This is a genomic window from Nocardiopsis aegyptia (assembly GCF_013410755.1).
Classification (GTDB): domain Bacteria; phylum Actinomycetota; class Actinomycetes; order Streptosporangiales; family Streptosporangiaceae; genus Nocardiopsis; species Nocardiopsis aegyptia.
Genome location: NZ_JACCFS010000001.1, coordinates 523,822 through 536,694, shown reverse-complemented (window position 1 = coordinate 536,694; position 12,873 = coordinate 523,822). Strand labels below are relative to the sequence as shown.

The window sequence follows — 12,873 nt, the reverse complement described above, 5'->3', positions numbered from 1 at the left end:
TAGCTGGCCGAGAAGTCTGCGCCACTTGATCGTCAGTTAATCGATTCTTGATATATCAGCGGCGGCACAAGGCGGCCGGCCCGGTGGGCGGCCACCGCCCTGCCGTCAGCGGCTCAGGTAGGCCATCCGGTCGGCCAGGTCCCGCGCGCCCCGGCGCAGCTCCTCCACGACCTCGGGGATGCGCTTCTTCGACAGCCGGTAGGCCGGGCCGGCCGCGCTGATCGCCGCGACCGCGTCGTCGCCCGGACCGACCACGGGCACGGCGATGGCGTGCAGGCCCGGTTCCAGCTCCTCGAAGCAGGTGGCGTACCCGTCCTCGGCCGTCTTCTTCAGGACCTCGCGCAGCTCCTCCGCGTCGGTGATGGTGCGCGGGGTGTAGGACACGAGCTCTCCGGAGAGCAGGTCGTCCAGCTCGTCGGGGGAGGCCAGCGCCAGGAGCGCCTTGCCGCTGGCCGTGGCGTGCGACGGCGTACGCTGGCCGATCCAGTTCTGTGCCGCCACGGCCGAGGAGCCCCGTGCCTGGCTGACGTTGATGGTGTCCGTCGCGTCCAGGACCGCGACGTTGACCGTCTCGCCCAGGCGCTCGGCCAGCTCCTCGCAGACCGGGTTACCGATCTGGACGATGTCGAGCTGGCCGGCGACGGCGCCGGTGAAGCGCATCATGCCCATGCCGAGGCTGAATCTGCCGCGTTCGCCGTGCTGCTCCACGAGGCGTCTCGACTTGAGGGTGTGGACCAGCCGCGACGCGGTGGACTTGTGCACGCCGAGCTCGGCGGCGATCTCCGTGATCCCCGCCTCGGTGCGCGCGAGGAGTTCCAGGATGGTGATGGCCCGGTCGACCGACTGGACGGGGGCGGGCTCGCGTTCTGTGGGGTGTTGCGAGTTGCTCATGGTGCAACCGTAACCGATTGACGCAACAAACTGAAAAATCCGGCCCCGCACTCCTTGACGCCGCATCCCTGCAATGCCCATCATAATGTTGCGTATAAAACAAGTTGTTCCGCGTAGCGCAACAGAGGTCGTGATGATTCCAGTATGTGCCGTCGCAGACCTGCCCGACGGTGAAGCGGTCCGTATCCCCGGCGAAGTCCCGATCGCGGTCTTCAACGCCGGCGGCGAGATCTACGCCATCGACGACACCTGCAGCCACCAGGACGCCTCCCTCTCCGAGGGATGGCTCGAAGGGTGCTTCGTCGAGTGCCCGCTCCACGCCGCGAGCTTCGACCTGCGCACGGGCATGCCCACCGGCGCTCCGGCCAAGAAGCCGGTCCGAACCCACGAAGTCACCATCCAGGACGGCGTGATCCACGTGGTCCCGCAGAACCAGGAGGCAGTCGTATGAGAAGCATTGCCGTCGTCGGGGCCTCGCTCGCGGGACTGCGCGCCGTGGAGGAACTCAGGACACAGGGTTTCGACGGCCGGATCACGGTCATCGGCGAGGAGCCGCACCGGCCCTACGACCGCCCGCCGCTGTCGAAGGCCTACCTCACGGGCACCTGTGCGACGGAGGACCTGCGGCTGGCCGACGCCGCCGACACCGACGAGCTGGCCGCGGAATGGCACCTGGGCGTCCGGGCCGACTCCCTCGACCCCGCCGCGCGGTCGGTGCGCCTGTCCGACGGGACGGAGGTCGTCGCGGACGGCATCGTCATCGCCACCGGCGGCCGGGCCCGCCCGCTCCCCGGCGCGGAGGGCCTGGCGGGGGTGCACACCCTGCGCACGCTCGACGACGCGGTGGCCCTGCGCGCCGACCTGGACGCCAGTACGGCGGGCGTGGTGGTCATCGGCGCCGGCTGGATCGGCGCCGAGGTCGCCTCGACCTGCCGCACCCTCGGGCTGCCCGTGACCGTCGTCGAGGCGTCCACGACCCCGCTCGCCCGCGTCCTCGGCGCGACCATGGGCGCGCACTGCGCGGCGCTGCACACCGACCACGGGGCGGACCTGCGCACCGGCGCGGGCGTCGCGTCCCTGACCTCGACGGGCTTCGGCCCGTGGAAGCGCGTCACCGGCGTGGTCCTCGACGACGGCACGCACCTGCCCGCCGACGTCGTGGTGGTCGGTATCGGCATGCGGCCCAACACCGAGTGGCTCGCCGGGTCCGGCCTGCCCGTCGACAACGGCGTGCTGTGCGACGCCGGCTGCGTCACCGCGTTCCCCTCCGTCGTCGCGGTGGGCGACGTCGCCCGCTACCACGGCCCCGACGGGCCGGTGCGGCACGAGCACTGGTCCAACGCCTCCGAGCAGCCCGCCGTCGCCGTGCGCAACCTCCTGGCGGGCACCACGATCCAGGAGTACCACTCGTCCGGCTACTTCTGGTCCGACCAGTACGGGACCCGCCTCCAGGTCGCCGGACACCCCGCGGGCGCCGACGAGGTCACCGTCGTCGACGGTTCGCCGCACGACCGCCGGTTCGTCGCGGAGTACCGCCGGGCGGGAACCGCGGTGGGCGTGCTCGCGATGAACAACCCCAAGCAGTTCGGCCGCCTGCGCCGCCAGTTGCGGGCGGGCGCGGTCCCGGCCTGACCCTCCGACCCGTCCGTGCCCCGGCGCGGACCGCCCACCGACGACATGCCCCCAGCGCCCCGGCCCGGAAGGTGCCGGGGCGTTCCGTCCGTGGGCGGTGTCAGGCGCTCAGGCGGCGCAGGTGCGCCAGGGTGGCCCCGGTGACGGGGTGCTCCACGCCGAGCTCGTCCAGGTAGGCCGCCGCCGCCTCCATCTCGTGGACCCGTCGCCCGGCGTGCTCGCGCGTGCCCTCCACGAGCCGGTCCACCAGGTCCCGGCCGCTCCCGCCCAGCTCGGCGGCGATCTGGTCGCGGACCTCCTCCTCGGCCCCGGCCGCGCTCGCGGCGTCGAGCGATTCGATGATGAGCGCGGCCAGCCCCTTCATGAACACGCTGCGCAGCAGTTTGCGCGCCGCCGCGTCCCCCGCCTCCGGGGAGACCGCGCGCACGGGTGTGCCCAGGGGTGAGAGCGCCTCGGCGAAGGCCCCGGCTCCGCTGCCGGCGGCCAGCAGCGGTGTGCGGCTGCCCGCCCGCGGGACGGGGGCCATGACCGCCACGTCCGCGAAGCGCACCCCCGCGTCGGCCGCCAGCGCGCCGATCGCGCGCTTCTCGCCGGGGGAGAGGGTGTTGAGGTCCGCGTAGACCGCCGACGCGGGCAGCAGCGGCAGGGCCTTCGCGGCGACCTCCTCCGCCGCGGCGGGGCCGACGAGGCTGATGACGACGTCCGCGCCGCCGAGCGCGTCGCCCAGGTCGGAACGCTGCTCGATGGGCGTGCCGGACAGCAAGACGAACGGGTCGTGCCCCCGGACCCGGGCGCCGGCCCGTGCCAGCCCCTCTCCGATGAGCCGCCCGGCTTCGCCCAGGCCGATCATGGTGACGACGGTCATCGCATCCTCCGTAGCGAGTACCACCCTGATGTGAACAACATTGTTTACAATAATGCACACCAAGATGAGCGAAAGGAAGACCATGACCCAGGAGGCAGTGGGCCGGGGCACGAGCCGTGGCGCCAGCGACGCCGAACGTGTGACGTCACGGCTCCGGCAGGCCATCGTCGCGGGCGAGTTCGCGCCCAAGCAGCGGCTCGTGGAGACGGACCTCATCGAGATGTTCGACGCCAGCCGGGGCGCGGTGCGCGCGGCGCTGGCGACCCTCGCGGTGGAGGGGCTGGTGGAGCGGGTCCGCAACCGCGGCGCCCGGGTGCGCGCCGTGGACCTGGACGAGGCGCTGGAGATCGTGGAGGTGCGCGCCGCCCTGGAGTCGCTGTGCGCGGCGCGCGCGGCCGAACGCGTCGACGAGGGCGGTGTGGCGCGGCTGCGCGCCATCGGCGAGGTGATGAGAGAGGCTGTGGACGCGAGTGACGGCGAGGCGTACGCGCAGGCCAACCGGGACCTGCACCAGGAGGTGATGGACATCAGCGGCGCGAAGGTGGCGCCCGATGTCGTCAAGCGCCTGCGGGCGCAGAACGTCAGGTACCGCATCCGGCTGGCCATGCAGCCGCACCGCCCGACCACGTCGCTGCCCGAGCACCTGGAGATCGTGGAGGCGGTCTGCGCGAAGGACCCCGAACGGGCCGCCGAGGCCATGCGGGCGCACCTGAACAGCGTGTACGAGGCCACGCGCGACTACTTCACCAAGAAGGGGTGAGCCGGCGGCGTCCTCCTCCCGCCGCAGGCCGGCGCGGGTGAGGTGGGTCGCACATGGATGTGACCTGGGTATTGACTGTCGTCACCAAGATCGTTAACAATGTTGCTCACCAGCTTGTTAGCAAAGGGGCGGCATTGACACACCAGGTACCCAGCGCACACGCCCGCGAACTCGTCCGGGGCGCCTACGACATCCACGTCCACATCGCCCCCGATGTGATGAAGCGCAGGGTGAGCGACCTCGAACTCGCCCCGCGCTTCCACCGGCACGGCATGGCGGGCTTCGTCCTCAAGTCCCACTACACGCCCACGACCGAACGCGCCGAGGTCGTCCGCGCCGTCCACCCGGACGTCGACGTGCTCGGCGCCATCACCCTCAACGCCTCCGTGGGCGGGCTCAACCCCGTCGCGGTGGAGATCGCCGCCCGCGGCGGCGCCCAGTTCGTCTGGCTGCCGACCGTGGACAGCGACAACCAGCGCAGCTGCCTGGAGGAGACCCCCGAGGGCGCCACACCGCCCATGTGGGCGCGGATCCAACAGGAACTGCGCGAGGCGGGCATCGCCAGCCCCGCCGTCGACGTGCTCGACGGGGACGGGCGGGTGACGGCCGAGACCCGCCAGGTCATCGACGTCATCGCTCGGAACGACATGACCCTGGCCACCGGGCACCTGCACGGAGACGAGTCCGCGAAGGTCGTCGCGCTCGCCCGCGAGCGCGGCGTCCGGCGCATCGTCGTCACCCACCCCGAGTTCACCTCGCAGCGCATCCCCGCGGAGAACCAGAGGACGCTCGCCGAACACGGCGCCTACCTGGAGCGCTGCCTGACCACACCGCTCACCGGCAAGGTGTCCTGGCAGGTGTGGCTGGACAACATCCGGGCGGCGGGCCCCGCGGCCTCCGTCATCAGCTCCGACCTGGGGCAGCCCTTCAATCCGCCCGTGGAGGACGGACTCGCGCTGGCCGCCGACATCCTCCTCGACCACGGCTTCACCGATGAGGAGGTGCGCCTGATGGTGGTGCACAATTCCCGCTGGCTCGCGGGAGCGGACCCGCTCCCCGAGGCCCCGAAGGCCCACCACGAGGCACGGGCGGCCACCTCATGAGCGTCGTCCTGGAAGTCGAACACCTCACCAAGGAGTTCCAGCGCGACGACGTCGCCACCGTGGCGCTGCGCGACTTCAATCTGAGCATCGAAGAGGGCACCTTCGTCACCATCCTGGGCCGGTCCGGCTGCGGGAAGTCGACCATGCTGAACCTGCTCTCCGGGCTCTCCAAGCCGACCTCGGGGCGGGTGCTGCACCGGGGCAGCCCGCACAGCGGACCCACGCCCGACATCGGCTACCTCACCCAGACCGACACGCTCATGCCCTGGCGCAGCGTGCAGCGCAACGTCGAGATGCCCATGGAGATCGCGGGCACCGGCAGGGCCGAGCGCGAGGCCAGAGCACGCGAGCTCATCGCCACGGTCGGCCTGACCGAGTTCGCCGACAGCTACCCGCGCGAACTCTCCGGCGGAATGCGGCGCCGCGCCAGCCTGGCCCGCATGCTGGCCAACGGCGCCGAGACCATCCTGATGGACGAGCCCTTCGGCGCCCTGGACGCCCAGCTGCGCGCCGAACTCCAGCGCGAACTGGCACGCCTGTGGAAGGCGACCGGGCACACCATCGTCTTCGTCACCCACGACATCGAGGAGGCCCTGATGCTCGGCGACCGCGTCGTCGTCCTGGGGCCGCTCGGCACCATCCTGCTCGACCAGCGGGTCGACCTCGACCGACCGCGCGAACCCGACGAGACCAAGGTGCGGCCGCGGTTCGTGGAACTGCACGCCACCCTGGCGTCGGCGCTGAAGAAAGGAGCGCGGTGATGATGACCGAATCCTCTCCGGACACCGGCGCACCCACCGGCCTGAGCACGAGCGGCCCCGTCAAGGAGGCCCGCCGCCGCAGCTGGTGGTACCGCAACCGCCGCACCACCGTCGTGTGGAGCCTGCGGGCCGGCGTGGTGCTGGTCTTCCTGCTGCTTTGGCAGATCGCCGGCAACACCGCCGCCAACCCCATGTTCGTCTCCGACCCGGTCAGCGTGTGGGAGCAGCTGAGCGCCTGGATCGTGGACGGCACCCTGGGGACGCACACCTGGATCACCATCCAGGAAGTGGTGCTCGGCTACGTCATCGGCGCCGCCGCCGGTGCCCTCGCCGGGTACGTGCTCGCCTCGATCCGCCTCGTCTACGACGTGTTCGAGCCGTTGATGATGGCGCTGTACTCCATCCCGAAGGTCGCGCTCGCGCCGCTGTTCATCGTGTGGTTCGGCATCGGCATCGACATGAAGGTCATCCTGGCGGCCGTCAGCGTGTTCTTCCTGGTCTTCCTCAACACCGCCGCCGGCGTCCGCGACGTCGACCGCGGCCTCGTCGACGCCGTCCGGCTCATGGGCGGGTCGAACAGGGACATCGCGGTCAAGGTGGTGCTGCCGGCCTCCATGACCGGACTCATCACCGGTCTGAAGGTGTCCATTCCCTACGCCCTCATCGGCGCGGTCATCGGTGAACTCGTCGCCTCCAACCGCGGCCTGGGCTACCTCATCAACGACTCCGCCGCGCAGTTCAACACCGCGGGCGTGTTCGCCGCGGTCGTCGTCCTGACCGCCCTGGCGATGGTCCTCAACACCCTCGTGGGTGTCCTGGCCTCCCGCGCCAACCGCTGGAAGCCACTCGACGCCGACTAGGCGCCTCATGCGGTTCATCCCCCAAGGCCGTGGGCTCTCCACGGCCTCCACACCCGACCGAAAGTCACGCCATGAAACTCAGTACGCGCATCAGGACGGCGGTCGCGATCGCGACGACCGCGGGGCTCCTCGCGGCCACGGGCTGCGCCGGCGACACGGCCGAATCCGAGCCGGGCGTCCTCAACGTGGGGCAGATCAGCAACTCCGTCGCGTTCTTCCCGCTCTACGTCGCCGAACAGGAGGGCTACTTCACCGAGGAGGGGGTCGAGCTCGGTGAGCGGCCCCGGCTCGGCACCGGCGCCAAGCTCGCGGCGGCCCTGACCTCCGGCTCCATCGACGTGGGCGCGGGTGTCCTCACGGACGCCTTCAACCTGGCGGAGAGCAACCCGGAGACGCAGGTCACCGGCTCGCTGGTCACCGACTACTACGTGGACATCGTGACGTCCTCGGAGTTCGACGGGCCCGCGGCGGACGCCTCCCTGGAGGACAAGGTCCGCGCCCTGGAGGGAAAGAACATCGGGATCACCGGTCCCGGATCCGGGACCGAGGCGCTGGTCATCTACCTGTTCGAGCAGGTGGGGCTGGACGCCAAGACCGACGCCACGCTCGTGAACCTGGGTGCCGTCCCCTCGTCGGCCATCGGCGCCCTGTCCGAGGGGCAGGTGGACGCCCTCGCCTTCTTCCAGCCGACCGGCCAGATGGCCGAGACCCAAGGGGTCGGCGACATCTACATCTCGCCCCAGCGCGGCGACATCCCCGACCTGTCCGGCTCCCTGCACGGCGCGCTGTTCAGCACGTCCGGGGTGATCGAGGAGAAGGGCGAGGAGGTCGAGGCCTTCAACCGGGCCATCGACCGGGCGCTGGAGTTCATCCAGAGCGACCCGGAGGCCAGCGCGGAGCTGCTCGCCACCTACCTCGAAGGCACCGACCCCGAGGCGGTGGAGGCGCTCAACGAGATCCTCCCGCAGGAGTTCGCCTCCTCCTCCCAGGTGTCGCGGGACGCCTTCGACACCGCGGTGGACTTCCACCTGGAGTCGCAGCTGATCGACGAGGCACCCGAGTACGACTCGCTCGTCTGGTCGCAGGTCCAGGAGTAGCACCGCACGCGACCGCACGAGCACGAGGACGAGAATGACCCGTTCACAGACACCACCGGCCCCGGGGACACGGGTCCGCGGACACCAGCTCGCGATCCCCTCCGTCCTGATGCGCGGCGGCACCTCCCGGGGCCCCTTCTTCGCCCGGGCGGACCTGCCGGGCGACGACGAGACGCTCGCCCGGGTGCTCGCCGCCGCGCTCGGCTCGCCCCACCCGCTGCAGATCGACGGGCTGGGCGGGGGACACCCGCTCACCTCCAAGGCGGGCATCGTCGGCCCGAGCACCGAGCCCGGCGCCGACCTCGACTTCCGCTTCGCCCAGCTGCGGCCCGACGACGACTCCGTGGACATGGACGCCAACTGCGGCAACCTGCTCGCCGCGGTCGTGCCCTTCGCCGTCGAGACCGGGATGGTCGTGCCCACCGCGGACACCACGACCGTGCGGGTGCGCACCCTCAACACGGGGGCGGTCGCGGAGATCTCGGTGCGCACGCCGGAGGAGGGAGGCGCGCGCGGTGTCGACTACGCGGGGGACACCCGCATCGACGGCGCTCCCGGCACCTCCTCGCCGGTGACGATCGGCTTCCTCGACACGGCCGGATCCATCGCCGGATCCCTGCTGCCGACGGGTCGACCCCGCGACACGGTGGAGCTCCCCGGCACGGGGCCGGTCGAGGTCACCTGCATCGACAACGGCCAGCCCCTCGTCATCGTCGCCGCCGCCGCGCTCGGCGCGACCGGGCGGGAGAGCCCCGCCGAGCTCACCGCGGACCCCGCCCTGCGCGAGCGGGTCGAGGCACTGCGGCTGGACTGCGGCGAGCTCATGGGCCTCGGCGACGTCACGGACCGCAACTACCCGAAGATGACGCTGGTCTCGCCCCCGCGCCGCGGGGGCACGGTGGCCACGCGCAGCTTCATCCCCCGCGTCGTCCACGAGTCGATCGGTGTCCTGGCCGCCGTCACCGCCGCCACCGCGTGCGTGCTCCCGGGAACGGTCGCGCACGACCTCGCGGACCTTGCGGCCACCGACGCGGCCGAGGCCACGCTCTCCGTCGAGCACCCGAGCGGGGCCTTCGACGTCCGGCTCGGCTGGGACCCCGGCGACCCCACCCGCATCACCCGTTCCGCGCTCGTGCGCACCGCGCGAGCGCTCATGGCCGGCGACCTCTATGTCCCCCTGGGCGTCTGGAACCCGTCAACGAAGGAAACCATCCGATGATCATCGACTGTCACGGGCACTTCACCACCGCGCCCGACGCCCTCGGCCAGTGGCGCCAGGCCCAGATCGCCGCCCTCGACGGCGGGCCACGGCCCGGCGAGCTGCGCATCGGCGACGACGAGCTGCGCGAGGCGATCGAGGGCAACCAGCTCGCCCTCATGGACCAGCGCGGGATCGACCTGACCGTGTTCTCGCCCCGGGCGTCCTTCATGGCCCACCACATCGGTGACGAGGCCACCTCCGTCCAGTGGGCGCGGATCTGCAACGACCTCGTCGCCCGCGTCACGGAGCTCTTCCCGGAGCGCTTCGCCCCCGCCGCCATGCTCCCGCAGTCCCCGGGCGCCGAGCCGGCCGGCTGCCTGCCCGAGCTGCGGCGCGCCGTGGAGGACCTCGGCGCGGTGGCGATCAACCTCAACCCGGACCCCTCCGGGGGGCTGTGGGACTCGCCCCCGCTCACCGACCGCTCGTGGTACCCGGTCTACGAGGCGATGTGCGAGTACGACATCCCCGCGATGGTGCACGTCTCCACCAGCGTCAACCCCGCCTTCCACACCACCGGCTCGCACTACCTCAACGCCGACACCACGGCGTTCATGCAGCTGGTCCAGGGCGACCTCTTCGCCGACTTCCCCGACCTGCGGCTCGTCATCCCCCACGGAGGCGGTGCCGCGCCCTACCACTGGGGGCGCTTCCGCGGACTGGCGATGGCCCTCGGCCGGCCCGAGCTGGAGAAGCACGTGCTCGGCAACGTGTACTTCGACACCTGCGTGTACCACCAGGCGGGCATCGACCTGCTGCTCGACGTCGTCCCGCACGAGAACATCCTCTTCGCGTCGGAGATGATCGGCGCCGTCCGCGACGTCGACCCGCGCACGGGCCACCACTTCGACGACACCGGCCGCTACCTCCAGCGCGCGGACCTGGCCGACACCGCACGCGAGGCGATCGTGGAGGGCAACGCCCGCCGCGTGTACCCGCGGCTCGACGCCCGACTGAGGAGACAGGGCCGATGAGGGCCGGTCCGCACCCGTCCACCCACGCACGAGGAGAGTCATGACCGAGCTCGGAGTCGTCCACCGTTCCATCGAGCGCGCCGCGCCGGAGGCCGTCGAGGAGCTGTCCCGCTTCGGCGTCGCCACCGTGCACGAGGCGCAGGGGCGCACCGGCCTGCTGCGGCCCTACATCCGTCCGGTCTACCCGCGGGCCCGCCTGTGCGGGACCGCGGTCACCGTGCTGCTCCAGCCCGGCGACAACTGGATGCTGCACGTGGCCGCCGAACAGATCCGCCCGGGCGACGTCGTCGTGGCGGGCTGCACGACGGAGTCCGAGGACGGGTTCTTCGGCGAGCTCCTGGCCACCTCCTTCCGGGCCCGGGGCGCCGTGGGCCTGGTCATCGACGGCGGCTGCCGCGACGCCGCCGAACTCGGCGAGATGGACTTCCCGGTCTTCAGCCGCGCCGTCAGCGCCAAGGGCACGGTGAAGGCGACGCTGGGCTCGGTCAACGTGCCGGTCACCGTGGCCAACGCCCTGGTGCACCCGGGCGACGTCGTCGTCGCCGACGCCGACGGTGTGGTCGTGGTCCCGCGCGACACCGCCCCGCGGGTCGCCGAGGCCGCGCGGCTGCGCGAGGAGAACGAGCAGGCCAAGCGCGCCCGGTTCGAGAGCGGTGAGCTGGGCCTGGACATCTACGGCATGCGCGAGAAGCTGACCTCGGCCGGCCTGCGCTACCTCGACTGACCCGCCCCGGTCGGCACTGTCCGACCCGGTTGCTACGACTGAACGGCGGGCCGCGACCGCGGCCCGCCGATTCAGTGCCGGGAGGCGCCATGCGTCCTGCGGAGCATGTCCGTGGAGGTGCCCCACGTGGGCCGGATCCCGCAGACCGAGGACGGATTCCTGTACGCGAGGCGTGCCTGCGTCCTGGCCGGGCGGCGCACCTCCGAAGGAGTGCTCCGAGACGCACGGCGCTTCTCCGCTTTCGTCCACCCGCGTGTGCACGCGGCGGAGTGCCTTCCCTCTCTCGCCCGGGAGGTCCACGAGCGCATGACCGCTCGTGGACTGCGGCCCCGCGCTCTGGCAGCGTGGGGGAGACGGGCGGGTCCTCCGTCGCCCCGTGTCGTACGACTGGAGAGGTGACCATGTCCCACATGACTCCCGACGCGGACGGTCCGGCCGTGGCCAACGTCGAACAGGCCGAGGCGTGGAACGGCGACGACGGCCGCCACTGGGCGGACCAGAGCGAGCGCTTCGACGCGATGCTCGCCCGGTTCACGCCGGTCCTGCTGGAGGCGGCCGGGATCCCGCCGGGCGGGCGGGTGCTCGACATCGGTTGCGGTGCGGGAGTGACGACGTGCGCCGCGGCCGAGGTCGCGAGCGACGGCGCGGCACTGGGCGTGGACCTCTCGCGCCTGCTGCTGGACCAGGCCCGGCGGCGCGCGGGGAGCCAGGGGCTCGACAACGTGCGCTTCGAGTGGGCCGACGCCCAGGTGCACCCCTTCCCCGAAGCCGCCTTCGACACCGTGATCAGCCGCTTCGGCATCATGTTCTTCGCCGACCCGGCCGCGGCGTTCGGCAACATCGCCCGTGCCGTGGCTCCCCGGGGCCGGCTGGCCTTCCTGTGCTGGCAGCGGCCGCAGGAGATCGAGTGGACCGTCACCCTGCGCTCGGCCCTGGCCCCCTTCGTCGACCTGCCGGAGCCGGACCTGCACGGTCCGGGGCCCTATTCGCTCTCCGACCCGCAGCGGTCCCGGGACCTGCTGGCGGCGAGCGGCTTCGACGACGTCGGGGTCGAGTCCGTCCGGGAACCCGTCAGCCTGGGCGGTGACATGGCCGAGGCGATGGCCTTCGTGGAGCACATGGGGCCGGTGCGCTCCCTGCTGTTCACGACCGATCCCGCGACAAGGGCGCGGGCCCTCGACGCGTTGCGCGAAGCGCTGTCCGCCCACCTCACCGGGGACGGCGTGCGCGTGGGATCGGCCGCCTGGCTCGTCACGGCGCGCCGAAGCTGAACTCCGGCCCTCGGGCCGCACTCCGACCGACCGGAACCGTCACTGCGCCGGTCCGGCGCCTGCGCGCCGACCGGCATGGAAGCGCGCCTTCTTCTGACGGTTCCCGCACGTGTTCATGTCGCACCACTTGCGGGTGCGGCTCCGGCTGGTGTCGAAGAAGGCGGCGCGGCAGGTCGGTGACGCGCACAGGGCCAGTCGTCCGTCCCGCTCGCCCGCGATGACGCTGATCGCGTCGGCGGCGATCACGCCGAGGGCATCCTCCACCCCGGAGTCCGAACCGAGCCGCCACCGCCGCTCGCCCTCCGGTGTCAGGACCGCCGCGGCCCGCCCCCGGGCGCTGCGGTCGTTGATCACGCGGACCGCGTCCGAGGGGAGCGCGTCCTGGCTCGCGGCCGCCGTCGCGGCGGCGTGGACCGCCTCCCTCAGTTCCCGGGCGAGGTCGAGCTGGGCGTCGGTGCAGGAGTCCACGGCGAGGCCGTTCACCGCCAGCCAGTCGGCGAGCCGGTGCGGTGTGGGAATGCGCTCCACCGCGTTGCCCTGACGCTCGGTCAGGGTCGCCGTGAAGCTCGTCGCCAGCACGCTGCCGAGGCGGAATTCGGGGAACTCAGTGCGCATGGAACCACCATAGCCGGTTGCATTCGGACATGGCCGCCTGCTAGAACCGTCATAGCCGGTTC

14 protein-coding genes are annotated in these 12,873 nt (G+C 71.9%); 11 read left to right on the top strand and 3 right to left on the bottom strand.

The genetic code is table 11. The features are described 5' to 3' along the window. Window positions 1–105: 105 nt before the first annotated feature. Window positions 106–891, bottom strand: coding sequence for an IclR family transcriptional regulator (locus HNR10_RS02525; protein WP_179820540.1), 786 nt, complete (start codon window positions 889–891; stop codon window positions 106–108). Window positions 892–1,024: 133 nt separating this feature from the next. Here HNR10_RS02525 and HNR10_RS02520 point away from each other — a divergent pair, with 133 nt between their 5' ends. Continuing rightward, a complete protein-coding gene (locus HNR10_RS02520; protein ID WP_179820539.1) occupies window positions 1,025–1,342 on the top strand; it encodes a bifunctional 3-phenylpropionate/cinnamic acid dioxygenase ferredoxin subunit in 318 nt (105 codons plus the stop codon). Next, the gene (locus tag HNR10_RS02515; RefSeq protein ID WP_179820537.1) at window positions 1,339–2,523 is read left to right on the top strand and encodes an NAD(P)/FAD-dependent oxidoreductase; all 1,185 of its coding nucleotides are present in this window, start codon (window positions 1,339–1,341) and stop codon (window positions 2,521–2,523) included. The genes HNR10_RS02520 and HNR10_RS02515 overlap by 4 nt, the downstream gene beginning before the upstream one ends. A gap of 100 nt (window positions 2,524–2,623) precedes the next feature. Here HNR10_RS02515 and HNR10_RS02510 read toward each other — a convergent pair whose 3' ends face one another. Continuing rightward, window positions 2,624–3,388: an NAD(P)-dependent oxidoreductase gene (locus HNR10_RS02510; protein WP_179820535.1), complete on the bottom strand. Its 765-nt coding sequence runs from the start codon at window positions 3,386–3,388 to the stop codon at window positions 2,624–2,626. Between the two features lie 64 nt (window positions 3,389–3,452). Here HNR10_RS02510 and HNR10_RS02505 point away from each other — a divergent pair, with 64 nt between their 5' ends. From HNR10_RS02505 to HNR10_RS02465, 9 genes are all read left to right on the top strand, one after another. Continuing rightward, window positions 3,453–4,148 carry a GntR family transcriptional regulator gene (locus tag HNR10_RS02505; RefSeq protein ID WP_246406016.1) on the top strand — a complete coding sequence of 232 codons (696 nt, stop codon included), beginning with the start codon at window positions 3,453–3,455 and terminating at the stop codon, window positions 4,146–4,148. 134 nt (window positions 4,149–4,282) lie between these two features. Then, window positions 4,283–5,251, top strand: a complete 969-nt coding sequence (locus HNR10_RS02500; protein ID WP_179820534.1) for a DUF6282 family protein — start codon at window positions 4,283–4,285, stop codon at window positions 5,249–5,251. Then, window positions 5,248–6,012 carry an ABC transporter ATP-binding protein gene (locus HNR10_RS02495; RefSeq protein WP_179820532.1) on the top strand — a complete coding sequence of 255 codons (765 nt, stop codon included), beginning with the start codon at window positions 5,248–5,250 and terminating at the stop codon, window positions 6,010–6,012. The genes HNR10_RS02500 and HNR10_RS02495 overlap by 4 nt, the downstream gene beginning before the upstream one ends. Continuing rightward, complete coding sequence (locus tag HNR10_RS02490) at window positions 6,012–6,872, top strand: ABC transporter permease (protein WP_218897592.1); 861 nt, start codon at window positions 6,012–6,014, stop codon at window positions 6,870–6,872. Before HNR10_RS02495 ends, HNR10_RS02490 begins: the two co-directional genes overlap by 1 nt. Window positions 6,873–6,943: 71 nt before the next feature. Next, window positions 6,944–7,969: an ABC transporter substrate-binding protein gene (locus tag HNR10_RS02485; protein WP_179820531.1), complete on the top strand. Its 1,026-nt coding sequence runs from the start codon at window positions 6,944–6,946 to the stop codon at window positions 7,967–7,969. 34 nt (window positions 7,970–8,003) lie between these two features. Then, a complete protein-coding gene (locus tag HNR10_RS02480) occupies window positions 8,004–9,188 on the top strand; it encodes a 4-oxalomesaconate tautomerase (RefSeq protein WP_179820529.1) in 1,185 nt (394 codons plus the stop codon). Beyond that, complete coding sequence (locus HNR10_RS02475) at window positions 9,185–10,201, top strand: amidohydrolase family protein (RefSeq protein WP_179820527.1); 1,017 nt, start codon at window positions 9,185–9,187, stop codon at window positions 10,199–10,201. The genes HNR10_RS02480 and HNR10_RS02475 overlap by 4 nt, the downstream gene beginning before the upstream one ends. Window positions 10,202–10,241: 40 nt before the next feature. Next, complete coding sequence (gene ligK / locus HNR10_RS02470; protein WP_179820526.1) at window positions 10,242–10,925, top strand: 4-carboxy-4-hydroxy-2-oxoadipate aldolase/oxaloacetate decarboxylase; 684 nt, start codon at window positions 10,242–10,244, stop codon at window positions 10,923–10,925. Between the two features lie 410 nt (window positions 10,926–11,335). After that, window positions 11,336–12,196: a class I SAM-dependent methyltransferase gene (locus tag HNR10_RS02465; RefSeq protein WP_179820524.1), complete on the top strand. Its 861-nt coding sequence runs from the start codon at window positions 11,336–11,338 to the stop codon at window positions 12,194–12,196. A 39-nt stretch (window positions 12,197–12,235) separates the two neighbouring features. On the opposite strand, the gene HNR10_RS02460 is transcribed toward HNR10_RS02465, so the two are convergent. Further along, window positions 12,236–12,811: a CGNR zinc finger domain-containing protein gene (locus HNR10_RS02460; protein ID WP_179820522.1), complete on the bottom strand. Its 576-nt coding sequence runs from the start codon at window positions 12,809–12,811 to the stop codon at window positions 12,236–12,238. Window positions 12,812–12,873: the final 62 nt, after the last annotated feature.